Source organism: Mycobacterium pseudoshottsii JCM 15466, from assembly GCF_003584745.1.
GTDB lineage: Bacteria > Actinomycetota > Actinomycetes > Mycobacteriales > Mycobacteriaceae > Mycobacterium > Mycobacterium marinum.
This window is the reverse complement of record NZ_AP018410.1, coordinates 281,684-308,215: the sequence shown is the minus strand read 5'-3', so window position 1 is coordinate 308,215 and position 26,532 is coordinate 281,684. Positions and strand designations below refer to the sequence as shown.

The 26,532-nt window shown below is 68.5% G+C and carries 17 protein-coding genes and 4 pseudogenes; 17 read left to right on the top strand and 4 right to left on the bottom strand.

What is annotated here, in order from left to right; translation table 11 throughout:
- Positions 1-4: 4 nt before the first annotated feature.
- Positions 5-1,263, top strand: a pseudogene (gene selA / locus MPSD_RS01410) (L-seryl-tRNA(Sec) selenium transferase).
- A pseudogene (locus tag MPSD_RS01405) lies at positions 1,251-2,966 on the top strand (SelB domain-containing protein). The pseudogenes selA and MPSD_RS01405 overlap by 13 nt, the downstream one beginning before the upstream one ends.
- A gap of 252 nt (positions 2,967-3,218) precedes the next feature.
- Here MPSD_RS01405 and MPSD_RS01400 read toward each other — a convergent pair.
- Positions 3,219-4,301: pseudogene (locus MPSD_RS01400) on the bottom strand (MFS transporter); the annotation flags it as partial.
- A 152-nt stretch (positions 4,302-4,453) separates the two neighbouring features.
- Here MPSD_RS01400 and MPSD_RS01395 point away from each other — a divergent pair.
- From MPSD_RS01395 to nrfD, 4 genes and pseudogenes are all read left to right on the top strand, one after another.
- On the top strand, positions 4,454-5,104 hold the full coding sequence (locus MPSD_RS01395; protein WP_036426001.1) for a TetR/AcrR family transcriptional regulator: 651 nt from the start codon (positions 4,454-4,456) through the stop codon (positions 5,102-5,104).
- 82 nt (positions 5,105-5,186) lie between these two features.
- A pseudogene (gene fdnG, locus MPSD_RS01385) lies at positions 5,187-8,380 on the top strand (formate dehydrogenase-N subunit alpha).
- Complete coding sequence (locus tag MPSD_RS01380) at positions 8,377-9,267, top strand: 4Fe-4S dicluster domain-containing protein (RefSeq protein ID WP_020785257.1); 891 nt, start codon at positions 8,377-8,379, stop codon at positions 9,265-9,267. The pseudogene fdnG and the gene MPSD_RS01380 overlap by 4 nt, the downstream one beginning before the upstream one ends.
- Entirely contained in the window at positions 9,264-10,226 is a 963-nt protein-coding gene (nrfD, locus tag MPSD_RS01375; RefSeq protein WP_020785258.1) for an NrfD/PsrC family molybdoenzyme membrane anchor subunit, read from the top strand. The genes MPSD_RS01380 and nrfD overlap by 4 nt, the downstream gene beginning before the upstream one ends.
- Before the next feature lie 10 nt (positions 10,227-10,236).
- On the opposite strand, the gene MPSD_RS01370 is transcribed toward nrfD, so the two are convergent.
- The gene (locus tag MPSD_RS01370) at positions 10,237-10,701 is read right to left on the bottom strand and encodes a GatB/YqeY domain-containing protein (protein WP_012396712.1); all 465 of its coding nucleotides are present in this window, start codon (positions 10,699-10,701) and stop codon (positions 10,237-10,239) included.
- Positions 10,702-10,818: 117 nt separating this feature from the next.
- Here MPSD_RS01370 and MPSD_RS01365 point away from each other — a divergent pair, with 117 nt between their 5' ends.
- The 5 genes from MPSD_RS01365 to MPSD_RS01345 are packed head-to-tail and all read left to right on the top strand — an operon-like array spanning position 10,819 to position 16,067.
- Positions 10,819-11,961, top strand: coding sequence for a hypothetical protein (locus MPSD_RS01365; RefSeq protein WP_020785259.1), 1,143 nt, complete (start codon positions 10,819-10,821; stop codon positions 11,959-11,961).
- Positions 11,962-11,981: 20 nt separating this feature from the next.
- On the top strand, positions 11,982-12,632 hold the full coding sequence (locus tag MPSD_RS01360; RefSeq protein ID WP_020785260.1) for a DUF4129 domain-containing protein: 651 nt from the start codon (positions 11,982-11,984) through the stop codon (positions 12,630-12,632).
- Positions 12,632-13,771, top strand: coding sequence for a DUF4350 domain-containing protein (locus tag MPSD_RS01355; RefSeq protein ID WP_036426003.1), 1,140 nt, complete (start codon positions 12,632-12,634; stop codon positions 13,769-13,771). The genes MPSD_RS01360 and MPSD_RS01355 overlap by 1 nt, the downstream gene beginning before the upstream one ends.
- Positions 13,768-14,745 carry an AAA family ATPase gene (locus tag MPSD_RS01350; RefSeq protein ID WP_015357524.1) on the top strand — a complete coding sequence of 326 codons (978 nt, stop codon included), beginning with the start codon at positions 13,768-13,770 and terminating at the stop codon, positions 14,743-14,745. The genes MPSD_RS01355 and MPSD_RS01350 overlap by 4 nt, the downstream gene beginning before the upstream one ends.
- Positions 14,745-16,067 (top strand): DUF58 domain-containing protein, encoded by a 1,323-nt coding sequence (locus MPSD_RS01345; RefSeq protein ID WP_011741899.1) that lies wholly within the window; start codon positions 14,745-14,747, stop codon positions 16,065-16,067. Before MPSD_RS01350 ends, MPSD_RS01345 begins: the two co-directional genes overlap by 1 nt.
- A gap of 4 nt (positions 16,068-16,071) precedes the next feature.
- Here MPSD_RS01345 and MPSD_RS01340 read toward each other — a convergent pair whose 3' ends face one another.
- A complete protein-coding gene (locus MPSD_RS01340; protein WP_020785263.1) occupies positions 16,072-17,064 on the bottom strand; it encodes a stage II sporulation protein M in 993 nt (330 codons plus the stop codon).
- A gap of 104 nt (positions 17,065-17,168) precedes the next feature.
- Here MPSD_RS01340 and MPSD_RS01335 point away from each other — a divergent pair, with 104 nt between their 5' ends.
- From MPSD_RS01335 to MPSD_RS01315, 4 genes are all read left to right on the top strand, one after another.
- Entirely contained in the window at positions 17,169-18,074 is a 906-nt protein-coding gene (locus tag MPSD_RS01335; RefSeq protein WP_036426008.1) for an RDD family protein, read from the top strand.
- A gap of 133 nt (positions 18,075-18,207) precedes the next feature.
- Complete coding sequence (locus MPSD_RS01330; RefSeq protein WP_012396718.1) at positions 18,208-18,912, top strand: PadR family transcriptional regulator; 705 nt, start codon at positions 18,208-18,210, stop codon at positions 18,910-18,912.
- Positions 18,913-19,194: 282 nt separating this feature from the next.
- On the top strand, positions 19,195-20,397 hold the full coding sequence (locus MPSD_RS01320) for an ISAs1-like element IS2404/ISMul1 family transposase (protein WP_420811852.1): 1,203 nt from the start codon (positions 19,195-19,197) through the stop codon (positions 20,395-20,397).
- A 50-nt stretch (positions 20,398-20,447) separates the two neighbouring features.
- Complete coding sequence (locus MPSD_RS01315) at positions 20,448-22,562, top strand: PE family protein (RefSeq protein WP_372509736.1); 2,115 nt, start codon at positions 20,448-20,450, stop codon at positions 22,560-22,562.
- A gap of 114 nt (positions 22,563-22,676) precedes the next feature.
- On the opposite strand, the gene glpK is transcribed toward MPSD_RS01315, so the two are convergent.
- Positions 22,677-24,143: a glycerol kinase GlpK gene (gene glpK, locus MPSD_RS01310; protein ID WP_232022851.1), complete on the bottom strand. Its 1,467-nt coding sequence runs from the start codon at positions 24,141-24,143 to the stop codon at positions 22,677-22,679.
- A gap of 194 nt (positions 24,144-24,337) precedes the next feature.
- On the opposite strand from glpK, the gene MPSD_RS01305 reads away from it, so the two are divergent.
- Entirely contained in the window at positions 24,338-25,819 is a 1,482-nt protein-coding gene (locus MPSD_RS01305; protein WP_086085091.1) for a glutamate-cysteine ligase family protein, read from the top strand.
- Positions 25,820-25,829: 10 nt separating this feature from the next.
- On the top strand, positions 25,830-26,528 hold the full coding sequence (locus MPSD_RS01300) for a class I SAM-dependent methyltransferase (RefSeq protein WP_015357530.1): 699 nt from the start codon (positions 25,830-25,832) through the stop codon (positions 26,526-26,528).
- Positions 26,529-26,532 lie beyond the last annotated feature (4 nt).

Sequence of the window (26,532 nt, the reverse complement as noted above, 5' to 3'; positions counted from 1 at the left end):
CGACGTGCTGCTCGCCCATCCCAAGCTGGCCGAGGCCCAACGCACGCTCGGGCGCACCCTGGTGAAATCGGTGATTCTGCAGGCCCAGCAGCGCGCCCGCGCCGGCGAGATCGAGCCGGACCAAGTCGCCGAGCACGCGATCGACGCGCTTCCCGGCACGGCATCGAGCTTGCGGCCGGTCATCAACGCCACCGGCGTCGTGGTCCACACGAACCTCGGGCGAGCGCCGCTATCGCGGGCCGCACTGGACGCGGTGGTGACCGCCGGCCGGGCCACCGACGTCGAGTTCGATCTGGCCACCGGCCGGCGTGCCCGCCGCGGCCGCAGCGCGCTGGCCGCTTTGGCCCGCGCGGTGCCCAGCGCGGCGGGCGTGCACGTGGTGAACAACAACGCCGCCGCCCTGCTGCTGACCGCCCTCACGCTGGCGGCCCCGGGTAAGGAAATCGTGCTCAGCCGCGGCGAGCTGGTCGAAATCGGTGACGGCTTCCGCATCCCGGAACTGCTGGCGTCCACGGGTTCGCGGCTGCGTGAGGTCGGCACCACCAACCGCACCAGCCTGCGCGACTATGCCGAGGCGATCGGCCCGAACACCGGCTTTGTACTCAAGGTTCATCCGTCCAACTTCCACGTCACCGGGTTCACCTCGGCGGTCGGCGTCGGCGAACTCGCGCAGCTGGACGCCCCGCTGGTGGTCGACATCGGGTCAGGGCTGTTGGCGCCACATCCACTGCTGCCCGACGAGCCGGATGCGACAACGATGCTGCGCGACGGTGCCAACCTGGTCACCGCCAGCGGTGACAAATTGCTCGGCGGCCCACAGGCCGGCCTGCTGTTCGGCGATGCCGACCTGATCGAACGGCTACGCCGCCATCCGGCGGCGCGGGCCCTGCGAGTGGACAAACTCACGCTCGCGGCCCTGGAAGCCACCGTGGTGGGCCCGCCGACGCCGGTCGCCCAAGCGCTGGGCGCCGACCTGACCGATCTGCGCGCGCGGGCCCAGCGGATCATCGCACAGCTGCCCCAGAGCGTGGGGGCGACGGCGGTGGACTGCATCGCGGCCGTCGGCGGAGGTGGGGCCCCCGGTGTCGAGTTGCCCAGCGCCGGGCTGAGCCTGCCCGAGTCCTATGCGGCGACATTGTGCGCACCGGTAGCCCGCCGGTCGTCGGCCGCCTCGAGGCCGGCCGGTGCCTGCTGGATCTGCGTACCGTGGCTCCCGAGGAGGACGAGCTGCTGTTGGCAGCGGTGCGGGCGTGTTTGTCATAGCCACCGCCGGGCACGTCGACCACGGTAAGTCGACGTTGGTGCACCGGCTCACCGGCATGTGGCCGGACCGGCTGGCCGAGGAACAGCGCCGTGGGCTGACCATCGATCTGGGTTTTGCCTGGACCGAGCTGGATGGGCGCCAGCTGGCATTCGTCGACGTACCGGGCCATGAACGATTCGTCACCAACATGCTCGCCGGCTCGGGGGCGATGCCGCCGGATAGCCCGGTCTTGTTCGTGGTGGCCGCCACCGAGGGCTGAATGCCGCAGTCCGAGGAGCATCTGGCCGCCCTCGATGCGCTGCGGGTTCGGCACGCGCTGCTGGTCATCAGCAAGGCCGATCTGGCCGACCCCGGTCCGGCCATTCGAGCGGCATCCGAACGGTTCGCCACCACATCGATGGCTGACCCATTGGTCGCGCTGGGCACCGAGTTGGACCAGGTGCGCACCAAACTGCTCGCGCTCACCGATCGGCTCCCCGAACCCGACCGCGACGCCGATGTGCGGCTGTGGGTCGATCGCGCCTTCACGGTCCGCGGTGCGGGCACGGTGGTCACCGGGACGCTGAGCGCCGGCACCATCCGGGTGGGCGACGAACTCGAACACGCCGGACAGCGCGTCACCGTCCGCGGCCTGCAATCGCTGGGCCGCGATCACACCGAGGTCGCGGCGGTGGCCCGGGTCGCGCTGAACCTGCGAGGCGTCGATCGCCGGCACATCGCTCGCGGCGATACCGTGCGCACTCCGGGGGCCTGGCTGGACACCACCGAGATCGACGTGTCCCTGCGGTCCGCGGTCAAGCTGCACCGTGAGCTGGTGGCACACCTCGGCTCGGCGGCGGTGCCGGTGTACGTGCGCGCGCTGGGAGCCGAAGCGGCACGGTTGCGGCTGAGCCGGCCGCTGCCGTTGCGGGTCGGCGACATCGGACTGCTGCGCGACCCCGGGCAACATCGGATCGCGGCCGGAATCGAGGTCCTCGACGTCGCCCCGCCCAGCCTGCGCCGGCGCGGTGCGGCGCGCGAGCGGGCCCAGGAACTGGCGGGCGGGCGGATCCGGCCGCCACAGTGTGCGCGGGCCGCGGTGCTGCGCGCGATGGGGCTGCCGCTCGCCGGATTGCGGGTGGGCGATTGGCTGGTCGATCCGCAGTGGTGGGCCGCCAGACGCGAACACGCCGCGGCAACGGTCACCCACTGGGCCGCCGACCACGATGTCGCGGCGGGGATGCCATTGGAAACGCTGCGCCAGCAAGTGGGACTACCTGCCGCCGAGCTGGTTCCCCCGCTGCTGGTGGGAACCGGGCTGGACGTGGCCGACGGGCTGGTGCGACCGCCCGGCACGGGCCTGCCAGCGCGGGTCGACGCGGCGGTGCGCACCCTCGAAGGACGGCTGGCCGCCGAACCGTTTCGCGCCCCGGAAGCCGACGAATTGGGTGAGCTGGGGCTCGGAGCGCGTGAGCTGGCCGCGGCGGTACGCGCCGGCCGGCTGACCCGGGTCGCCGACGCGGTCATGCTCGGTCCGGACGCGTTCGAGCGGGCGGCCGAGATCCTCGCGACACTGCCCCAGCCGTTCACGGTGAGCCAGGCGCGTCGGGTCCTGGGAACCACCCGCCGAGTCGCGGTGCCGTTGCTGGAACAGCTCGACCCGCTTCGGATCACTCGCCGCGGTGAAGCCGGCACGCGCACGTTGCCGACCACGCCAGGCTGAGCGGGACCGCCGGTGGCGGCCGGGCCGGTGGGGCCGGCGTAACAGCGCGGCCACCGCTATCGCGGTGGCAACGATGGTCAGGGCGGCGCCGGTCAGGGAGACGTGCAGGCCGGTGCAGAACGCCGAGACGGCCCCGGCGGTGGGGAGATGATTGCGATACGTCGCGGTCAGCAGGCTGCCCAGCACGGCAATACCCAGCGCGCCGCCGAGCTCACGAGCCAAGTCGTTGACGGCCGAGCCGACGTTTTGCAGACGCGAGGGCAGCGCGCCGGTGATCGCGGTCGTGGCCGGAGGCATCGCCAGCCCCAGCCCGGCCCCCAGCGGGATCAATCCGCTGGCGATGTGCCAGTAGGGGTCGGCGCTGTCCAGGTGCGCCAGCACCATCAGCCCCTCCGCCACAATGAGCAGGCCGGCGACCCAGGGAAGCCGGATGCCGAATCTTTCCGTCAGGTAAGGGCTGAGCCGGGAACTGGGAATCATCCCGATCGGCATGGTCAACAGGCCCAGTGCGGCGGTCAGCGCGCTGTAGTGACGAACCGATTGCAGGTACTGCATGATCACGAACAGAAAGCCGAACAGCGCGAAGAACTGCAGGGTGATCGAGAGCGAGCCGGCCGCAAAGCGTCTGTTGGTGAACAGCCGCGGGTCGAGCAACGGGTAGCGGCGCCCCATCTCGATGACGACGAAACCGGCCAGGATGAGCAGGCCCAGCGCGATACCGCCGACCGTGACCGGATCGGTCCAGCCGTACGCCGGAGCCTCGATCACCGCGTAGACCAGCACCGCGATGCCCGCGGCCGCCAGCACCGCGCCAACCACGTCAAGCGGGAGCGGATCGCGCTCGGCCGACTCCGGCACAAAGAGCAGCGTGCCGGTCAGCGCCACCGCGGCCAGCACCACGTTCAGCCAAAAAATCGACTGCCAGGACCACCACTGCAACAACAGCCCCGAGGCGAGCAAGCCCACCACCCCGCTGGCACCGGCGACGGCGGTCCAGATGCTGACCGCAGCGGCGCGTCGCTGCGCCGGAAAGCTGCTGGTGATGGTCGACAGCGTGGCGGGCATGATCAGCGCGGCGCCGACTCCCAGCAAGGCACGCAGCCCGGCCAGCGCGGTGGGGTCGGTGGTCAGGGTGGCCACCCCGGATCCGGCGCCGAACACAACCAGGCCGACCAGCAGCGCCAACCGTCTGCCGTAGCGGTCCCCCACCGCGCCGGCGGGCAGCAGCAAGGATGCGAACACCAGGCTGTAGGCGTCCACAATCCAAGCCTGCTGGGTCTGGTCGGCATGGGTCTGCCGGGCGATATCGGGCAGCGCCACATTCAGCGAGGCCATCGCCGCGACCACCGTTCCCAAGGCCAGGCAGGTGACGGTCAAGACCAGACCCTGATGCCTGGGCCTGCGAACCAGCGGGGTCTGCGGCGGGGTTGGCAACGTGGTGAGCATCCGCCCACCGTGACCCGCGCGCCGGTAATATTTCAACGGTGATGAATTACTCGAGGGCCAGGGGGCGCAGGGCCGGCAAGCCCGATACGCGGGCCAAGATCCTCCAGGTCGCGCGGCGACGTTTCCTAGCAGGCGGCTACCAAGGGGTGAAGCTGCGGTCGGTGGCGGCCGAGGCCGGCGTCGACCTCGCACTGATCAGCTACTACTTCGGGTCGAAAAGGGGGCTCGTCGGCGAGGCTCTTGCCTTGTCGGCAAACCCCGCCGATGTGCTCGATCGGGCGGTCGCCAAAGGCGACCCGACGACATTTCCCCAGCGTGTCCTGGCCGGGCTGCTGGCATTGTGGGAAGACCCGGCCAGCGGCGCATCGCTGCGGGCGTTGGTGGCCGGCGCCGCCCACGATCCGACGCTGGCAAACCGGGTGAAGGAAACGGTCGAGCGCGAGCTGATCGACAAGATCGCGGCACAGCTCGGCGGAACAGACGCGCGCAAACGCGCCTCGATGTTCTGCAATCAGATTGCCGGTCTGATCGTGACCCGCTACATCCTGTGCCTGGAACCCGCCTGCTCGATGACCCACGATGAAATAATTCGCCAGTACGCACCCCTGCTGCACCTTGCGTTGAGATCAACCACTGCGAACGCCCGCCGGCCTGCGCCAAACACACTGTCCGGCAATACAACCGGACGATAGTTGGCAGCGCCGCCGAAGGTAGGCGACACCGGGTCCCATCGCGTAGTCTCAGCAGAGCCGGGGCCGGAGAAAGGTGACGCTGATGAGCCGAAACAAGGACGTCGGCAAGTTGATCCAGTCCTGGCCGATCTACCGGCAGCTCACCGGCGCCGATCCGCTGGGGCGCGGCCAGGCCGCCCAGTCCAAACGGTCCGCGCAGCTGCAACCACGAACCGCATCCGCCGACGAGGTCGCGCATTCGGTGTGCCCGTTCTGCGCGGTCGGCTGTGCGCAAAAGGTGTACGTCAAGGACGGAAAAGTCGTTCAGATCGAGGGCAATCCGGATAGCCCCATCAGCCGAGGACGGCTGTGCCCCAAGGGATCCGCCAGCAAGCAGCTCGTCACCGGTGCGCAACGGGAAACCACGGTGCGCTACCGGCGCCGTACGCCACCGAGTGGCAAGACCTCGACCTCGAAACCGCCATGGACATGGTGGCCGACCGGGTGCTGGACGCCCGCAGCAAGGGCTGGCAGGACTTCGATGCCGACCGGCACACCCTGCGCCGCACCCTGGGAATCGCCAGCCTCGGTGGTGCCACCCTGGACAACGAAGAGAACTACCTGATCAAGAAACTCTTCACCGCGCTGGGCGCGCTGCAGATCGAGAACCAAGCCCGTATTTGACACAGCGCCACGGTTCCCGGTCTGGGAGCCTCCTTCGGTCGCGGCGGGGCGACGGACTACCAGCAAAACCTCGCCACTTCGGACTTCATCGTCATCATGGGTTCGAACATGGCCGAAGCCCATCCGGTGGGGTTCCAGTGGGTGATCGAAGCCAAGACACGCGGCGCCCAGGTCATCCACATCGACCCGCGCTTCACTCGCACCAGCGCGGTCGCCGACCGGCACGTGCCGCTGCGCGCCGGCAGTGACATCGCGTTCCTCGGCGGGGTGATCAACTACATCCTGTCCAACGATCTGGACTTCCGCGAATACGTGACCGCCTATACCAACGCGCCGTTCCTGGTCGACGAGGACTACTGCGACGCCGAGGATCTCGACGGTCTTTTCAGCGGTTACGACCACGCCAGCGCCTCCTACGATCCGGCCACCTGGCGGTACCAACCGGGCGATCACGCCGATCCGACGCTGCAGCACCCGCGCTGCGTCTACCAGATCCTCAAGCGGCACTACGCCCGCCACACCCCCGAGATGGTCGAGCGGGTCTGCGGAGTGCCAGCCCAGAGTTTCCTACAAGTAGCCCGGGCCTGGACGGAAAACTCCGGCCGGGAGCGCACCACCGCACTGGTGTACACCGTGGGGTGGACCCAGCACTCGATGGGCGCCCAGTTCATCCGCGCCGGGTCGATCATCCAGCTGCTGCTGGGCAACATCGGCCGGCCCGGCGGGGGCATATTCGCCCTGCGCGGACACGCGAGCATCCAGGGTTCCACGGATGTGCCGACGCTGTTCAACCTGCTGCCGGGCTACCTGGACATGCCCTATGCCGGCCAGGCCACCCTGTCGGACTACCTGGACAACATCAAGAGCCGAAACCAAAAGGGCTTCTGGCACAACGCCGATGCGTACATGGTGTCCCTGCTCAAGGAGTACTGGGGCGAGCACGCAACCGCCGACAACGACTACTGCTTCGACTACCTGCCCAGGATCAACGGCGACCACAGCACCTACCGCACGGTGATGGACATGATCGACGGCAAGGTGTTCGGCTATTTCCTGCTCGGCCAGAATCCGGCCGTCGGATCCGCCCACGGCCGCATGCAGCGGCTGGGAATGGCCAACCTGGACTGGCTGGTGGTGCGTGACCTGGTGATGATCGAAAGCGCCACCTTCTGGAAGGAGGCGCCGGAGGTGGAGACCGGTGAGATCTCGCCGCAGACCTGCCGCACCGAGGTGTTCTTCTTCCCGGCGGCCTCCCACGTCGAGAAGGCGGGCACCTTCACCCAGACCCAGCGGCTGCTGCAGTGGCGGGAGAAGGCCGTCGATCCGCCCGGCGACGCCCGCTCGGAGCTGTGGTTCTTCTACCATCTGGGCCGCAAGCTGCGCGAAAAGCTCTCCGGCTCAACCGATGAGCGCGACCGGCCACTGCTTCAGCTGGCCTGGGACTACGCCACCGAAGGCGACGAGCCGTCCGGTGCAGATGTGCTGCGCCACATGAACGGGATCGATCTGGGCACCGGCCGGACCATCGACGGCTACCCGAGTCTGAAGGCCGACGGCAGCACCGCCTGCGGTTGCTGGATCTACTCCGGTGTCTACGCCGACGAGGTGAACCAGGCGGCGCGGCGCAAACCGCGCGACGAGCAGCGCCCCTATGAGAACGAGTGGGGTTGGACCTGGCCGTTGAACCGCCGGGTGCTCTACAACCGGGCATCCGCCGACCCGCAGGGCCGGCCGTGGAGCGAGCGTAAGAAGCTGGTGTGGTAGGATGCCGAGCTGGGCGAGTGGACGGGCCACGATGTGCCCGATTTCGAAAAGCACAAGCCGCCGGGCTACCGCCCACCCGAGGGTGCCGTCGGCGTCGAGGCGCTGCGCGGTGATGACGCCTTCGTCATGCAGGCCGACGGCAAGGGCTGGCTGTTCGCCCCCAGCGGCCTGGCCGACGGCCCGCTGCCGACGCACTACGAGCCGCACGAATCGCCGGTACGCAACACACTGTATGCCCAGCAGGGCAACCCGACGCGAATCGTGTTCGGGCGCAAGGACAACCCGTCCAACCCTTCCCCACCGGAAGCACACGGCGAGGTGTTCCCGTTCGTCTTCACCGCGGCCCGGCTGACCGAGCACCACACCGCCGGGGGGATGAGTCGTCAGCTGCCCTACCTCACCGAGCTGCAGCCCGCGCTGTTCATGGAGGTGTCACCGGAGTTGGCACGCATGCGCGGGCTGACCCATATGGGCTGGGCGCACGTGATCACCAGCCGCACCGCGGTGGACGCCCGGGTGTTCGTCACCGACCGGATGCGCCCGCTGCGCATTGAAGACCATGTAGTGCAACAGGTTTGGATGCCATACCACTGGGGATACACCGGGCTGGTCGAAGGTGACGTGGTCAACGATCTGTTCGGGGTGGTCTTGGACCCCAACGTTTTCATCCCGGAGAGCAAGGTCGCCACCTGCGATGTCCAGCCCGGCCGGCGCCCCCGCGGACCGGCATTACTGGACTACATCGCCGAATACCGCCGCCGGGCCGGGATTACCACGGAAACCGGCACGCATCTGGACACCACCCGCGACGACGGGATCGCGCACCCGGATCCGGAGGAAAGCCCATGAGCAGCAACACCTTCTACGGCCCGCTCGATGATCCCGCCGGCGACGCCGGGTACACCGACCATCCACCCCGAGTGGGATTCTTCACCGACACCTCGATTTGCATTGGCTGCAAGGCCTGCGAGGTGGCTTGCAAGGAATGGAACGAGGTTCCCGACGACGGCTTCAATCTGTTGGGGATGTCCTTCGACAACACCGGGATGCTGGGGACCAGCACCTGGCGCCACGTCGCATTCATCGAACAGGCCCGCCCCCCGGTAGATCTCGGGGTTCCGAAGTTCGAGCGGCCCGGGCAGGCGAGCGGCCCGCAGGACCGCACCGATTTCCGCTGGTTGATGAGCTCGGATGTGTGCAAGCACTGCACCCACGCGGGTTGTCTGGACGTGTGCCCGACGGGCGCGTTGTTCCGCACCGAGTTCGGCACGGTGGTTGTGCAGCAAGATATTTGCAATGGATGCGGCTACTGCGTGTCGGGCTGCCCGTATGGAGTCATCGAGCGGCGCGAGGGCGACGGACGGGCCTGGAAGTGCACGCTGTGCTACGACCGGCTGCGCGACGGTCTGGAACCGGCATGCGCTAAGGCCTGCCCCACCAACTCGATTCAGTTCGGCCCGCTAGAGGAACTGCGCGAGCGCGCCGCACACCGCGTCGAGCAGCTACACGACCGCGGGGTGCCCGAAGCCCGGCTCTACGGCCATGACCCCAACGACGGGGTCGGCGGCAACGGCGCCTTCTTTCTGCTGCTTGACGACCCGGAGGTCTACGGGTTACCCCCGGACCCGGTGGTGCCCACCCGGGACACGCCGGCGATGTGGCGCTACGCCGGAATGGCGGCGTCGGCCCTGGTTGCCATCGCCGTGTCGGCGTTCGCCGGGCGAGGGCGGCCATGACGGGCAGCCGGGAGCAGCTCGCGGTGCCGCGGGCGCAATTCCGTTCCTACTACGGGCGCCCGGTACTCAAGACACCCGCCTGGGAGTGGAAGATCGCCGCCTACCTGTTCTCCGGAGGCCTGTCGGCGGGTTCGGCGCTGCTGGCCGCGGGAGCCGATCTCAACGGCCAACCGGCACTGCGCCGGGTGAGCAGGGTCGGCGCCCTGGCCAGCATCGCGGCCGGCTCCTACTTCCTGATCGCCGATCTGGGCCGCCCGGAACGGTTTCACCACATGCTGCGGGTGGCCAAGCCGAGTTCGCCGATGAGCGTGGGGACCTGGATCCTGGCCGCCTACGGGCCCGGCGCCGGGCTGGCCGGGGCCGCCGAACTGATGCCGGCGCGGCTACGGCGCACCTGGCTCGGCGCGCTGCTGGCCCGGTTGGCCCGGCCCGCGGGCCTGTCGGCGGCCGCGGTGGCTCCCGGTGTCGCGTCCTATACCGCCGTGCTGCTGTCCCAGACGGCAGTCCCGGCCTGGCACGAAGCCCATCCGTACCTGCCCTTCGTCTTCACCGGCTCGGCCGCGGCCAGCGGCGGCGGATTGGGCATGCTGCTGGCACCGGTCGCCGAAGCCGCTCCGGCACGGCGGATGAGCGTCGCGGGTGCGGCGCTGGAGGTGGCGGCGTCGCGGCTGCTCGAGCGGCGGCTCGGCCTGGTCGGCGAGGCCTATACGACAGGGCCGGCGCACCGGACCCGCAAGTGGGCCGAATACCTGACCGTCGGCGGGGCGCTGGGCACGCTCGCCGCGGGCCGCAACCGCCTTGGCGCCGCGCTGTGCGGCCTGGCCCTGCTCACCGGCAGTGCGCTGCAGCGGTTCGGGGTGTTTGAGGCCGGGGTGGAATCCACCCGCGATCCCAAGTACGTGGTGGTGCCCCAGCGCGAGCGGGTCGACACCGGCCGGGCCGCGCGCGGCGGGAGTTGAGCCAGGCGCGCTACAGGCGTTCTTTGACCGCGGTGGAGAGCCGGGCGCCGTCGGCCTTGCCCTCGGCGATCTCGGTGGCGACCTTCATGACCATCCCCATCTGCTTCATGTGGGGCCGTTGTCCCAATTGCTCGGCCACCTGAGCAATTGCGGTGTCGACGACATCGGCCAATTCCGCCTCGGTGAGCGGAGTCGGCAGGTATTCGTCGATGATTCGTGCCTCGGCATGCTCGTTGGCGGCCATCTCGCCACGCCCGTTCTGGGTATAGATCTCGGCGGCCTCACCGCGTTTGCGGGACTCGCGGGCCAGCACCTTGAGCACCTCGTCATCGGTGAGCTCTTTGGCCTGCTTGCCGGAGACTTCCTCGGTTTGAATCGCGGCCAGCACCATACGCAACGTCGCTGTACGCAACTTGTCCTGCGACTTCATCGCCTTGGTCAGATCCGACCGGAGCCGGGATTTGAGTTCCGCCATGGGAGAAACGCTACGCGCCAATGGGCGGGGCGCCCGACACTACATGCCTACATTGAGAATTACCCCAACCGCCGACAGGATGGAGCACATGACCATCGACGACAGCCGCTGCACCCGGTGAGCACGCTGCCGCCGCCGGGATATCCGGTCGAGCCGAATTCGGGAGCTCCCGGGTACGAAGCAGCCGGCTACCCGCCATCGGGGTATGCCGACCCACCGCCGGCCTACGGACCACCACCCGCCTACGGACCACCACCCGGCTACGGGCCGCCGCTGGTTCCCGGCGCCGTCAAACCCGGGATCATCCCGCTGCGCCCCTTGACGTTGAGCGACATCTTCAACGGCGCGGTCGGCTACATCCGGGCCAATCCGAAAGCGACGCTCGGCCTGACCGCCATCGTCGTGGTGGTCATGCAGGTCATCACATTGCTCGCCACGATCGGCCCGCTGGAAGCCGCCAGTCGCTTCGACACTCACCCGTCCGAACTGAGCTGGGGCGTGGTGGGCGCGTGGACCGGCTCCGCGGCGGCCGGCCTGCTGGTGAGCTGGCTGGGTGGCATGCTGCTCAGCGGAATACTCACCGTCGTCGTCGGGCGGGCCGTATTCGGGTCGCCGATCACCATCAGCGAAGCCTGGGCCAGGGTCCGTGGGCGGATCCTGGCGCTGATCGGCCTGGCGCTGCTGGAAGGCGCCGGACTCGTTGCGCTCGCGGGCCTGGTGGTCGTCATCCTGGTCGGGGTGGCCGCCGCCGCCAACGGAGCGACCGCGGCACTGCTGGGCTTCCCGCTGGTGCTGCTGGTCGGGTTGCTGGTGGCCTACCTGTACACGGTGCTGATGTTCGCGCCCGTGCTGATCGTGCTGGAGAGGCTGCCGCTGGTCGACGCGATCACGAGATCGTTTGCGCTGGTAACCGGCGGCTTCTGGCGGGTTCTGGGCATCCGACTGCTGACCGCGATCGTGGTCGGCCTGGTTGGTGGCGCGATCTCGGCGCCGTTTGGCATCGTCGGCCAGATACTGCTGGGCGCCACCGCGAGCGAGGGTTCCACCGGTATGTTTCTGGTGGGCATGACCCTGTCGTCCATCGGCTCGGCGATCAGCCAGATCATTACCGCGCCATTCACCGCCGGGGTTGTCGTGCTGCTTTACACCGACCGGCGGATGCGGGCCGAGGCATTCGATCTGGTTCTGCAAACTGGGGCCGCCGGCGGCCCCGCCGCCGTGGAGTCCACCGACACCCTCTGGCTCACCCGGCCGCTCTAATGGACTCGTGAGGACGGACAGTGCCTTCCATCGACATCGACCGCGATGCCGCGCACCAGGCCGCACAGCGCGAACTCGATAAACCCATCTATCCCAAGAGTTCGTTGTCCCAGCATCTCAACGACTGGATCAACGAGTTGCTGTATCGGCTGCTGGAGAAGGGCTCGTCGGTGTCCGGCGGCTGGTTCACCATCACCGTATTGGTAATCCTGCTGGTGATCGTCGTGGTTGTCGCGATCAACATCGCACGTCGCACCCTACGTACCAATCGCGGCGGCGATTACCAGCTCTTCGATGCCGGCCAACTCACCGCCGCCCAGCACCGGGCCACGGCGCAAGGTTATGCCGCCGACAGCAATTGGGCCGCGGCGATCCGGCACCGGCTGCGCGCGGTCGCCCGCGAATTGGAGGAGACCGGTGTGCTCAACCCCGCGCCCGGGCGCACCGCCAACGAGTTGGCCAACGATGCCGGCGATGTGTTGCCGTATCTGGCCGGCGAATTGGCGCAGGCGGCGGCCGCCTTCAATGACGTGACCTACGGTGAGCGGCCCGGCACCGAAGCCGCCTACCAGCTGATCGCCGACCTCGACGACCACTTGCGCTCACGTTCCACCGCATCGCCGAGCGTGGGGCGACCCGCCCCCAGCGACTCCTGGGCGCAGGTCCGGTGATGCCCGCACGCGCCGAGTCGGCGCACACCCCCAGCCGGAAACGCAAACCATGGCGTGGCGTGCTGCTCACCCTGGCCGCGGTCACCGTCATCGCCTCGATTGCCACCTACCTGACCGCGCCGCGCCCCGGCGGCACGATGGACCCGGAATCGACCAGCGGCTCGGGTGCTCGTGCGCTGGTGACACTGCTGCGCGAAGGTGGGGTCGAGGTGGTGGTCGCCAACACCGTCGCCGACGTCGAGAACGCCGCCCGCGCCGACACGCTGCTACTCGTGGCGCAAACCCAGTATCTGGCCAACAACGCCCTACTCAACCGGCTCTCACGCGTCCCCGGCGACCTCTTGCTGGTGGAACCCACGGCGCGCACCCGCAGGGTGCTGACGCCGAAGCTGCGCGTCGGTGCCGCAGAGACGCTCGCCATCCGGCCGGATTGCCCACTGCGTGAAGCTGATCGAGCCGGCACGGTGCGTTTTGGGCCGAGCGACGCGTATCGGGGCAAGGGCGAACTCGCGATGATCAGTTGCTACGGCGGGGCATTGGTTCGCTACCAGGACGTCGGGCGAACCGTCACCGTGGTGGGCAGCAATCACTTCATGACCAACGACGGATTGCGGGAGCAGGGCAATGCGGCGCTGGCGATGAATCTGGCGGGCGCCCGGCCCCGTCTCATCTGGTACGCACCTCACCTCGTCGAGGGTGAAACATCATCTCCCAGTTCGCTTTCCGATCTCATCCCGGCCAACGTCAGCTGGATCGTCTGGCAGCTGTGGCTGGCCGTGATCTTGGTGGCGCTGCGGAAGGGCCGCCGGATGGGCCCCCTGGTGGCCGAGGAGATGCCCGTGGTGGTGCGGGCATCGGAGACGGTCGAGGGGCGCGGCCGGCTATACCGGTCCCGTCGGGCCCGCGATCGCGCCGCGGATGCGCTGCGCACCGCGACATTGCAGCGGCTACTACCCCGACTCGGCATCGGCTCCAGCGCGGACCCGCAAGCGGTCGCGATCACCGTTGCCCAGCGCAGCGGCGCCGACGCGGGATACGTCTGGTATCACCTGTTTGGCCCCCCACCGGCGGACGACCACGATCTACTGCAGCTTGCCCGCGCACTCGACGACATCGAAAGGCAGGTCACTCACTCGTGACACATCCGGCTCCCACCCAGTCCCCGACCACGGATCCGGCCCGCGAAGCATTGCTGGGATTACGTGCCGAGATCGCCAAGGCCGTGGTCGGCCAGGAGGGGGTGATCAGCGGCTTGGTGATCGCGCTGCTGTGCCGGGGCCACGTGCTCCTGGAAGGCGTCCCCGGGGTGGCGAAGACGCTGATGGTCCGCGCCCTGGCCGCCGCACTGCAGCTGGAATTCAAGCGGGTGCAGTTCACTCCCGACTTGATGCCCGGCGACGTCACCGGTTCCCTGGTCTACGACGCGCACAGTGCGGAGTTCGCCTTCCGCCCTGGCCCGGTGTTCACCAATCTGATGCTCGCCGACGAGATCAACCGCACCCCGCCCAAGACGCAGGCGGCGCTGTTGGAGGCGATGGAAGAGCGCCAAGTCAGTGTGGAGGGCCAGGCCAAGCCGCTGCCGGACCCGTTCATCGTGGCCGCGACGCAGAACCCCATCGAATACGAGGGCACCTATCAGCTGCCCGAAGCCCAGCTCGACCGTTTTCTGCTGAAGCTGAACGTGGGTCTGCCCTCGCGGGAGTCCGAGATCGCCATTCTCGGCCGCCACGCACACGGCTTCGATCCCCGCGACCTGTCCGCGATCAAACCGGTGGCCGGCCCGGCCGAGCTGGCCGCCGGGCGCGAGGCCGTCAGCCGGGTGCTGATCGCCGACGAGGTGCTGGGCTACATCGTGGACATCGTGGGAGCCACCAGGTCCTCCCCCGCCCTACAGCTGGGTGTGTCACCGCGTGGCGCGACCGCACTGCTGGGCACCGCCCGATCTTGGGCGTGGCTATCCGGACGCAACTACGTGACCCCCGATGACGTGAAGGCCATGGCTCGCCCGACGTTGCGCCACCGGATCATGTTGCGCCCGGAGGCCGAGCTCGAAGGCGCCACCCCCGACGGGGTCCTAGACGGAATTCTGGCCTCGGTTCCGGTGCCCCGCTAGTGATCCTGACCGGACGAACCGGACTGATGGCGCTGATCGGCGTGCTGCCGATCGCGCTGTCCCCCTGGCCGCCACGGGCTTTCGGAATGCTGCTGCTGGCATTGGCGGTGGCGGTGGCCATCGACGTCGCGCTGGCGGCCAGCCCCCGCAAGTTGAGCTACACGCGCGGCGCAAACAGCTCGATCCGGTTGGGCCAGCCCGCCGATGCCGCCCTGGTGATCCACAATGTGGGGCGCCGCCGGTTTCGCGGCCTGGTCCGCGACGCCTGGCCGCCCAGTGCGCGTGCCCAGCCCCGCACCCACCCGATCAATATCGCCGCCGGTGAGCGCCAGCAGGTGAACACCGCGCTGCAACCGGTGCGCCGCGGTGACCAACACTGCGCCGCCGTCACAGCCCGCTCGATCGGGCCGCTGGGCCTGGCCGGGCGGCAGCGTTCCCAGGTGGTGCCGGGCCAGGTCCGGGTGCTGCCGCCGTTCCTGTCCCGTAAACACCTGCCGTCGCGGCTGGCCAAGCTGCGTGAGATCGACGGATTGTTGCCCACGCTGATCCGCGGGCAGGGCACCGAATTCGATTCGCTGCGTGAATACGTCGTCGGCGATGACGTGCGGTCGATCGACTGGCGCGCCTCCGCACGCCGCGCCGACGTCATGGTCCGCACCTGGCGCCCGGAGCGCGATCGACGCGTGGTGCTGGTGCTCGACACCGGGCGCATGGCGGCGGGCCGGGTTGGCGTGGACCCGACCGACGCCGATCCCGCGGGGTGGCCGCGACTGGATTGGTCCATGGATGCCGCGCTGCTGTTGGCCGCACTGGCGTCGCGGGCCGGCGATCACGTCGACTTCCTCGCCCATGACCGGGTGAGCCGCGCGGCGGTGTTCGGCGCATCGCGCACCGAACTGTTGGCCCAGCTGGTCGACGCGATGGCCCCGCTGCAGCCGGCGCTGGTCGAATCCGACTGGCGGTCAATGGTTGCCACAATTGCGCGGCGGACTCGCCGGCGCTCCTTGGTGGTGTTGCTGACCGACCTCAACGCGACGGCCCTCGACGAAGGCCTGCTGCCGGTGCTGCCGCAGCTATCGGCCAAACATCAGGTGGTGGTGGCCGCGGTCGCCGACCCTCGGGTCGATCAACTGGCCATCGGGCGTTCCGACGCGGCGGCAGTGTATGACGCGGCCGCCGCCGAACGCGCCCGAAATGACCGGGGCACAATCGCCGCTCGCCTGCGCCGCAGCGGCGTGGAGGTCGTCGACGCGCCGCCCACCGAAATTGCGCCGGCACTCGCCGATCGCTACCTGGCGATGAAAGCGACCGGCCGGCTGTAGGGGTTCAGCTGGTGGGCACCACGTCGGGTGCGTCCTCGATATCACCGGTCTCTCCGGCTTTGGCCGCGCGGCGGCCGAAGTAGACGATGTAGCCCAAGAACGCCGCCTCGGCCATGACGCCGATGGCGATCCGGACGAAGGTCGGCAACGGCGCCGGCGTCACCATGGCCTCAATCAGCCCGGATACCAACAGCACACCCACCAGACCCACGGCAACCGACACCACCCCGCGGCCCTGCTCGGCAAGAACCTGCCCGCGCGGCCGGTCGCCGGGCGCAATCACCGACCAGCCCAGCCGCATCCCAACCGCACCGGCCAGGAAGACCGCCGTCAACTCCAGCAATCCGTGCGGAATCAGCAGGCCCAACAGCACCCCGCCCTTGCCGGCCGCAAACATCAGGCCCGCGATCACTCCCACGTTTGCCGCATTCTGAAACAGCACCAGCGGGATGGGCACCCCCAACACCACCGACATCGCAATGCACTTGGCGGCCACCCAGGAGTTGTTCACCCAGACCTGCAGCGCAAACGCGGTCGCGGGGTGGTCGCTGTAGTAGGACTCGACGTCGTGGTTGACCAATTCGTGGATCTCAGCGGGGGTTCCGATGACGGACTGCACCTCGGGGCTACCGGCAACCCAGAACCCGACGAGCGCCGCCACCGCGAAGAATGCCACCGCCGTCGCCAACCACCAGCGCCAGGCACGGTAGGCCACCACCGGAAAGGACACCGTCCAGAACCGAACAAACGTGCTGCTCAGCGGCGAGTGCGCACCGGTGACCGCGGCGCGGGCACGCGCAACCAGACTCGAGAGCCGGCCGGTCACCAACGGATCCGACGACACCGACCGCAGTATCGACAGGTGCGTGGATACCCGCTGATAGAGCTCAACGAGTTCATCGATCTCGGCGCCGGTCAGCGAGCGACGTTTTTTGACTAGGTGGTCGAGCCGGTCCCAGGTGGCGCGGTGGGTCAGCAAGAACGCGTCGACATCCACCCGCGCAGCCTATCCCGCCGGGGGTTCGCCCAGTTCACGGCGGGCATCCGGTGCGACACCGGCAGCCATCCCGCGGGATCGGGCTGCCTGTACCGTTCCCAGGTATGTCGGAGGTGGTAACCGGGGACGCGGTGGTGCTGGACGTGCAGATCGCCCAGCTGCCGGTACGCGCGGTGAGCGCGATCATCGACATGACCGTGATGTTCATCGGCTACATCATGGGGTTGACGCTGTGGGCAGCCTCGCTGAGCGAACTCGACGAAGCATTGACCATCGCGTTCCTGATCATCTTCACGGTGCTGGTGCTCGTCGGTTATCCCGTGATCATGGAGACGGCGACCCGGGGCCGTTCGTTGGGCAAGATTGCCATGGGCCTGCGCGTGGTGTCCGATGACGGCGGCCCAGAACGCTTCCGCCAGGCACTGTTTCGCGCGCTGGCGGCGGTGGTGGAGATCTGGATGCTGCTGGGCAGCCCGGCCGTGATCTGCAGCATGCTATCGCCGAAAGCCAAACGTGTCGGTGACATCTTCGCCGGCACAATCGTCGTCAGCGAGCGCGGCCCCCGGCTGGCGCCACCGCCGGCCATGCCACCGACCCTGGCCTGGTGGGCATCGTCGCTGCAGCTCTCCGGCCTCAGCGCGGGCCAGGCCGAGGTCGCGCGCCAATTCCTTTCCCGAGCGCCACAACTGGATCTGCGGTTGCGCCACCAGATGGCCTATCGCATCGCCGGGGACGTGCTGTCCCACATCGCCCCGCCACCGCCTCCGGGCACGCCTCCACAGCTCGTGCTTGCCGCGGTACTCGCCGAGCGACACCGCCGCGAGCTGGCCCGGCTGCGCCCCGCGGGAGCAGGCGGGCCAGCGGGATGGCCGCCGCAGACCCCGCCGGCTCCGGTCTGGTGGCCCGGCCAGCCCGCGCCCCAGCCCCTAATCCAGCCCCCGTTCGCACCCGACCCGGCCCCGAGCCCGCCGCAGGGCCCCGTCGGCGGCGGGTTCTCGCCACCGAGCTGACGACGCGCGCAATCCAGATCGGCCGGCCGATCCGGGCATTGTCTTACGTTCGATCACGATATATCGTGATGTGTATTCGATATACCAGTCGTCCATCGTGGCGACCTTCCAAAAGACACGTAAGGAACACAACATGAACAACCTGTTCACACCCCCCGGCGGACCGTTCGGCCCGCGACCCGGGTTCGGCTTCGGACCCGGACCGGCACAGCGGCGTGCCCTACACAGCGCCAGGCGGCACGCCCGGCGCGAATTCTTCGAACACCTCCGCGACCACGACGCCGACCATGACGGACCGCTCGGGTTCGGCGGCGGGTTCGGCCCCGGCTTTGGCCCCGGGCTCGGTTTCGGCTTCGGCCCCGGTGGCGCACGAGGCGGTGGGCGCCGCGGCGGCCCCGGCCGTGGACGGCGCGGTGACGTGCGCGCGGCCATCTTGGTGCTGTTGAGCGAACAGCCCATGCACGGCTACGAGATGATCCAGCAGATCGCCGACCGCAGCAACGGCCTGTGGCGCCCCAGCCCCGGCTCGGTGTATCCCACCCTGCAGTTGCTCGATGACGAGGGCCTGATCGCGGCCAGCGCATCCGATGGCAGCAAGAAACTTTTCGAGCTGACCGAACAGGGACGCGAGGCCGCCGACAAGATCGAAACCCCACCGTGGGATGAGATCGCCGAAGGTGTCGACCCGGCACACATCAACCTGCGCACGGCGATGCGCCAGCTGATCGGCGCGGTTATGCAAACGGCCCACGCCGCCAGCCCCGAGCAGCAGCAACGCGTCATCGACATCATCAACAACGCGCGCCGGGAGATCTACGGCATTCTCGGCGAGGAGTGATCACTACCATCCGGTTGGTTACTCAACCAACTTAAATATCGCAAACATCTATGAAAACCGGGATTCCCCAACCCAGATCGGATTACGTCTGATTCGCTGACTATAACGTGAATGATTGGGCGCCAGTTAGATCGTGCGCCAGGGCTCCGGCGTTGTTGATTAGCAGGCTTGTGAGCTGGGTTGATGATCTTTGGTGCCGCGCTATTGGGGCCGGAGTGTAGGCACGGGCTATCTGGAGAACGATCGAGTTGGTTACTGTTCGTCGTTGGTCTGGAGTTGCCCGTGCCTACCGTTTCAGTATTGCCTGTGTCGTCGGTTCCAGAGGTGTTCGACCGCTGGAGTCCTGGTGAGCGCAGCGAGCTCATCGGATCGGAGTTTCTCGATGTGTTGGCCTCGGTGCCAGACCCGAGGGACCCACGCGGTCGGAGGTATTCGCTGATGGCTTTGTTGGCGATCGCGGTTCTGGCCACTGCCGCGGGGATGCGCGGCTATGCTGGTTTTGCCACATGGGCGGCCACCGCTCCCGATGATGTGTTGGCCCAATTAGGGGTCCGGTTCCGGCGGCCCAGTGAGAAGACCTTCCGCGCTGTTTTGTCTCGGCTAGACCCCGCCGACCTCAACGCCAGGATGGGCAGTTACTTCACTGCACACGTGGCCAGCAGCGACCCCAGTGGATTGGTGCCGATCGCGTTGGACGGCAAGATGCTGCGTGGTGCTTTACGCGCCAAAGCGACAGCCACGCATCTCGTGTCGGTGTTCGCCCACCGTGCCCGATTGGTGCTCGGTCAACTCGCTGTCGCCGAGAAAAGCAATGAAATTCCCTGCGTACGTGCCCTGCTCACGCTGCTGCCGGGTAGCTTGCGGTGGCTGGTCACCGTGGATGCGATGCATACCCAGGTCGTCACCGCGAAGTTGATCTGCGCCACCTTGAAGTCGCACTACCTGATGATCGTCAAGTCCAACCAAGCCAAAATACTTGCGCGTATCACCGCGCTGCCCTGGGCCGAGGTGCCCACAGCCGCTACCGACGACTCCCGCGGCCACGGCCGTGTCGAGACCCGCACCCTGCAAATCATCACCGCTGCACGAGGAATCGGCTTCCCCTACGCAAAACAAATCATCCGGATCACTCGTGAACGCTTGATCACCGCCACCGACCAGCGCAGCGTGGAGGTGGTCTATGCCATCTGCAGCCTGCCGTTCGAGCACGCCCGCCCTACCGCGATCATGACCTGGATGCGTCAACACTGGGGAATCGAGAACAGCCTGCACTGGATACGCGACGTCACCTTCGACGAAGACCGTCAAAGGGCACATACCGGAAACGGCGCACAGGTCCTAGCAACGCTACGCAACACCGCGATCAATCTGCACCGCCTCAACGGCGCCGACAACATCGCCGAAGCCTGCCGGATCACCGCTTTGACCGCCAACCGCCGCCTAGACCTCCTCAATCCACAATCCCCCAGCTCACAAGCCTGCTAATCAACAACGCCGGAGCCCTGGATCGTGCGCCCGTTTGGGGAGGGATTCACTTGTCCTACGTGATGGCGGTTCCCGAGATCATCGAGGCCGCGGCCACGGACCTGGCCGCGGCCTCTCAAACCACGCAGATCGTGGCGGCAGCCGAGGACGAGGTGTCCGCGGCTATCGCGACCGTGCTCTCCAGCCACGGCCAGGGCTATCAGGTGCTCAGCGCGCGGGCTCTGGAATTCCATACCCGGTTGGCCCAAGCGCTGTCCGCAGGCGCGGGCGCCTATTCCGGAGCGGAGGCCAGCAGCGCCGGATTGCTCGCCGCGGTGAACGAGCCCATTGCGGCGTTGACCGGCCGTCCCTTGATCGGCAACGGCGCCAATGGGACCCCTGGCCTGGGTACCGATGGGGCGCCTGGCGGCTGGCTGATCGGTAACGGCGGGGCCGGCGGCAGCTCCAGCAGCGCCGGCGGCGCCGGAGGTGTTGGCGGGGCCGGCGGGCTCTTCGGCGGCGGCGGGCTCGGCGGGGCCGGCGGCGCCGGTGTCAGTGCGAGCGGTGGGGCCGGTGGCGCCGGCGGGGCGTTGGCCGGGTTTCTCGGCGCCGGCGGCGGCGACGGTGGTGCCGGCGGGACCGGCGTCAATCACGAGGGCGGCGCCGGCGGTGCTGGCGGGGCGGGCGGACTGATCGCCGGTACTGGCGGCAACGGTGGGGCCGGCGGCACCGACGCATACAGCCGAGGCGGGACCGGCGGAACAGGCGGCACCGACATGTCTGACAGTGGGGGCACCGGCGGGGCCGGCGGCAATGCCGGGCTGCTGTTCGGCAGCGGCGGGGCCGGCGGGGCGGGCGGCGCGGCCGTCGCCCTCAACGACGTCGGAGGTGCCGGAGGAGCCGGCGGCAACGCCGGGCTGTTCGGCAACGGTGGGGTCGGCGGAGTCGGTGGCGTCGGCGCCGGCGACGGCGGGGCCGGGGGCCGGGCCGGCCTGGTGATCGGCAACGGCGGCGCCGGTGGCGCCGGTGGCGAGAGCTTCGGTTTCGGTGCGGGCGTCGGTGGAGCCGGCGGCAACGGCGGCAACGGCGTGCTGATCGGCAACGGCGGCAACGCCGGCACCGGCGGCACCGGCCTGAGTACCGGCAGCACGGGCGCCGGCGGGATCAGCGGCCTGCTGCTGGGACTGGACGGCTTCAACGCACCGGCAAGCACTTCGGCACTACACAACCTGCAGCAACAAGCCCTCGGCGTGATCAACGAGCCCACCCAGGCGCTCACCGGGCGCCCACTGATCGGCAACGGCACCCCGGGTGCGGCCGGAAGCGGGACCGACGGCACACCCGGCGGCTGGCTACTCGGCGACGGCGGCGCCGCCGGTTTGCTGGGCACCGGCGGTACGGGCGGGGCGGGCGCGCGCCTCGCGGGTGGCGCGGGCGGGACCGGAGGGGCCGGCATAGCCGGCGGCTGGCTACTCGGTGACGGCGGAGGCGGCGGAGGCGGCGGAAGCGGCGGCGCTTCGGGAGGTACCGGCGGAACCGGTGGGGCCGGCGGACTATTGAGCGCCGGCGGCGCCGGTGGGGTCGGTGGGGCCGGGTTCAACGACGGGGGCGACGGCGGAGCCGGAGGAAGCGGCGGGCTGGTCGGTGCCGGCGGTGGCGCCGGCGGCAACGGCGGGGCCGGCTTTGGCGGCACCCCCGGTAACGGTGGGGCCGGCGGCGATGCCGGCCTGCTCGGCGGACCGGGCGGGACCGGTGGGGCGGGCGGCTACAACACCAGCGGACCCGGGCGCAACGGTGGGTCCGGCGGCAACGCCGGGACGTTGTTCGGCAGCGGCGGCGGCGGCGGGAACGGCGGATCCGGCTACAGCGGAATCGGCGGGGCCGGCGGGACCGGCGGCAGTGCCGGGCTGGTGTTCTCCGACGCCGGCGCCGGCGGGTTCGGCGGATTCGGGTCCACGGCCGGCGGGACCGGCGGGACCGGGGGCAAGCCGTGTTGCTGGGCGGCGGCGGAGCCGGCGGTGCCGGCGGAATCAGCTTTACCGGTGCCGGAGGCCAAGGCGGGGCGGGCGGCACCGGTGGGCAGTTGTCAGGCAACGGCGGCAGCGGAGGCACCGGTGGCGAGGGCGACTACGTCGGCGGCGCCGACAGCGGCGGGGCCGGTGGGGCCGGCGGCAACGCCGGATTGACCGGTGACGGTGGCAACGGCGGCAGCGGCGGCACCCCGGGCAGTCCCGGCGGCGGCGGCACCGGCGGAGCGCTGATTGGCCAAGACGGGCTCGACGGCTCGCCGTAACCGGCCGCTAGGACACGTCGACCCAGTCCAAGGTCCGCTGCACGGCCTTGCGCCAACCGGCATATCCGGCGGCGCGCTGGTCATCGGTCCACTGCGGCGTCCAGCGCTTGTCCTCTTGCCAGTTGGCCCGCAGGTCCGACGGATCGGCCCAGAAACCGACGGCCAGCCCCGCCGCATAGGCGGCGCCCAGCGCGGTGGTCTCGGCGACCACCGGCCGCACCACGTCCACCCCGAGCACGTCGGCCTGGATCTGCATGCACAAGTCATTGCTGGTGATGCCGCCGTCGACCTTGAGCACCTCGAGTCGCACGCCCGAGTCGGCTTCCATGGCGTCCACCACATCGCGGCTCTGGTAGCAGATCGCTTCCAGCGTCGCGCGAGCCAAGTGGGCGTTGTTGTTGAACCGCGACAGCCCCACGATCGCCCCGCGCGCATCGGAGCGCCAATACGGTGCGAACAGGCCCGAGAATGCCGGCACGAAGTACACCCCGCCGTTGTCGGAGACCTGCCGGGCCAGCGCCTCGCTCTGCGAGGCGCCACTGATGATGCCCAACTGATCGCGTAGCCACTGCACCGCGGAGCCGGTTACGGCTATCGACCCTTCCAGCGCGTACACGGGTTTGGCATCGCCGAATTGGTAGCACAGGGTGGTCAGCAGGCCGTTGCTGGATCGCACGATGGTCTCGCCGGTGTTCAGCAGGAGAAAGTTGCCGGTGCCGTAGGTGTTTTTCGCCTCGCCCGCGTCCAGACACACCTGGCCGACCATGGCCGCGTGCTGGTCGCCGAGCATGCCGGTGATGGGTACCTCACCGCCGACCGGACCGGTGTCCTGGGTGATGCCGTAGGGCTGCAGCGGCGACGACGGCTCGATCGCGGGCAGCATCGCGCGGGGGATGGAAAAGAATGACAGCAGCTCGTCGTCCCAGTCCAGGGTTTCCAGGTTCATCAGCATGGTCCGGCTGGCGTTGGTCACATCGGTGACGTGCACGCCGCCGCGCGGGCCGCCGGTCAAGTTCCACAGCACCCAGGTGTCCGGGGTACCGAAGAGGGCATCACCGCGTTCGGCGGCGGCGCGCACCCCGTCGACGTTCTCCAGAATCCACTGCAGCTTGCCGCCCGAGAAATAGGTCGCCGGGGGCAATCCCGCTTTGCGGCGGATCACGTCACCGCGACCGTCACGGTCTAGCGCTGAGGCGATGCGATCGGTGCGGGTGTCCTGCCAGACGATCGCGTTGTAGTAGAGCCTGCCGGTTCGCTTGTTCCACACCAGCGTGGTTTCACGTTGATTCGTGATTCCCAGTGCGGCAATATTTTTCGGCGACAAATCGGTGGCGTTGAGCACCGACATCAGCACCGAGGCGGTGCGTTCCCAGATTTCCACCGGGTTGTGTTCCACCCAGCCGGCGCGGGGCAGGATCTGCTCGTGCTCGAGTTGGTGACGGGCGATCTCGGCGCCTTGGTGGTCGAAGATCATGCAGCGAGTGCTGGTGGTGCCCTGGTCGATGGCTGCTACAAAGTCGGGGGAATCGGCCACTGCTCTCCTCGGGTGACATCGAACACTGGATGTAATCGTCCATGATGGTCTATCGGGGCCTCGGCCCGGCCGAAGACCGGTGGTAAACGGGCTGACACTTGCGCTGCAGACGCTAAACCGGTTGCATCGGCCTAGTGGGCGAAGAGGTCAAGCGCACCACGTATGACCGCGCACACCGGCGGGAATACCGGCGCAAACTGCAACTATGTGTCGACGTCGTCGAGACGATGCTGGCACAGAGCGGCTTCGATGACGACGAAGCGCTCACCGGCATGGAGATCGAGTGCAACCTGGTCGACGGCGACTATCAGCCCGCCATGTCGAATCGGTATGTGCTGGACGCGATCGCCGACCCGGCCTATCAATCCGAATTGGGCGCGTTCAATATCGAGTTCAATGTGCCGCCCCGGCCGCTTCCCGGCGATACCGGCCTGCAGCTGGAAAAGGAGGTAAGGGCCAGCCTCAACGCTGCCGAGCAGAAGGCGAACTCCGGCGGCGCCCACATCGTGATGATCGGCATTCTGCCCACGCTGATGCCCCGGCACTTCGCGCAAGACTGGATGAGCGAATCGACCCGCTACAGCGCACTCAACGACTCCATCTTCGATGCCCGCGGCGAGGACATCCCGATCAATATCTCGGGCCCGGAGCCATTGAGCTGGCGGGCGGCATCCATTGCCCCCGAATCCGCTTGCACCAGTCTGCAATTGCATCTGCAGGTGTCGCCCGACGATTTCGCGCCCAACTGGAATGCGGCCCAGATGCTGGCCGGGCCGCAGCTGGCGCTGGGCGCCAACTCACCCTATTTTTTCGGCCACCAGCTGTGGGCGGAGACGCGGATCGAGGTTTTTACCCAATCCACCGACACCCGGCCGGAGGAGCTCAAGACGCAGGGGGTGCGCCCCCGGGTGTGGTTCGGGGAACAGTGGATCACCTCGATCCTTGACTTGTTCAAGGAGAACGCCCGCTACTTTCCGTCGCTGCTGCCCGAGGTGTCCGACCAGGATCCGGTCGCCGAGCTTGCGGCCGGCCGGGCCCCGCAACTGGCCGAATTGCGCCTGCACAACGGCACGGTCTACCGCTGGAATCGGCCGGTGTATGACGTCGCCGACGGGCGGCCACATCTGCGGTTGGAGAACCGCGTGTTGCCCGCCGGACCGACCGTCATCGACATGCTGGCCAATTCGGCGTTCTACTACGGTGCGCTGCGCACCTTGGCCGAGGCCGACCCCCAACCGTGGACCAAGATGAGTTTTGCTACCGCACAAGACAGTTTCTTGACCGCGGCCCGCTATGGGATCGACGCCCGGCTGCACTGGCCGGGATTGGGTGAGGTGACGACACAGCAACTGGTGTTGGGCACGTTGCTGCCGATGGCACATGAAGGACTGCAGCGATCCGGTGTCGCCGACGAGGTGCGGGAGCGGTTCTTGGGCGTCATCGAAGCCCGCGCCGAGAGCCGCCGCAACAGAGCGAGCTGGCAGGTGGCCACCGTGGCCGTGCTGCAGGACCGGGGGATGAACCGCGATGACGCGCTGGCCGAAATGCTGCGCCGCTATTGCGAACACATGCATGCCAACGAGCCGGTACATAGCTGGCCGATAGAGCGCGAGTAGGTTGGCAATCATGACTTCTCCGGTGATGGACTGGGACGACGCATACCAGCAGCAAGGGGCGTTCGAGGGTCCGCCGCCGTGGAATATCGGTGAACCACAGCCCGAACTGGCGGCGTTGATCGCGGCCGGAAAGATCCACAGCGACGTGCTCGATGCCGGCTGTGGGTACGCCGAGTTGTCGCTGGCACTGGCCGCCGAGGGGTACACGGTGGTGGGCATCGACATCACACCCACCGCCATCGCGGCGGCTACCAAGGCCGCGGCCGAACGCGGATTGGGCAACACCAGTTTCGTGCAGGCCGACATCACCGACTTCAACGCCTATCCGGCCGGCTCCGCCGGCCGATTCGCCACGGTGATCGACAGCACCCTGTTTCACTCGCTGCCGGTGTCGGGGCGCGACGATTACCTGAAATCGGTGCACCGCGCCGCGGCCCCCGGGGCCAGCTATTTCGTGCTGGTGTTCGCCAAGGGCGCCTTCCCGGCCGCGTTGGAGACCAAGCCCAATGAGGTCGACGAGGACGAGCTGCGGGCCGCGGTGGGCAAGTACTGGGAGATCGACGAGATCCGGCCGGCATTCATCCACGCCAACGTGCCGGTCATCCCGCCGCTGCCAGCTGGATCGCCAATCGAGTTTCCGCCGCACCAACGAGACGAGAAGGGTCGGATGAAGTTTCCCGCCTACTTGCTCACCGCGCACAAGGCGTGAGCAA

Coding starts and splice junctions, on each gene's coding strand:
- MPSD_RS01355 (WP_036426003.1), top strand. CDS start 12,632: ATGCCCGCACGCGCCGAGTCGGCGCACACCCCCAGCCGGAAACGCAAA.
- MPSD_RS01330 (WP_012396718.1), top strand. CDS start 18,208: ATGAACAACCTGTTCACACCCCCCGGCGGACCGTTCGGCCCGCGACCC.
- MPSD_RS01300 (WP_015357530.1), top strand. CDS start 25,830: ATGACTTCTCCGGTGATGGACTGGGACGACGCATACCAGCAGCAAGGG.
- MPSD_RS01380 (WP_020785257.1), top strand. CDS start 8,377: ATGAGCAGCAACACCTTCTACGGCCCGCTCGATGATCCCGCCGGCGAC.
- MPSD_RS01370 (WP_012396712.1), bottom strand. CDS start 10,701: ATGGCGGAACTCAAATCCCGGCTCCGGTCGGATCTGACCAAGGCGATG.
- MPSD_RS01395 (WP_036426001.1), top strand. CDS start 4,454: ATGAATTACTCGAGGGCCAGGGGGCGCAGGGCCGGCAAGCCCGATACG.
- MPSD_RS01335 (WP_036426008.1), top strand. CDS start 17,169: ATGTCGGAGGTGGTAACCGGGGACGCGGTGGTGCTGGACGTGCAGATC.
- glpK (WP_232022851.1), bottom strand. CDS start 24,143: ATGATCTTCGACCACCAAGGCGCCGAGATCGCCCGTCACCAACTCGAG.
- nrfD (WP_020785258.1), top strand. CDS start 9,264: ATGACGGGCAGCCGGGAGCAGCTCGCGGTGCCGCGGGCGCAATTCCGT.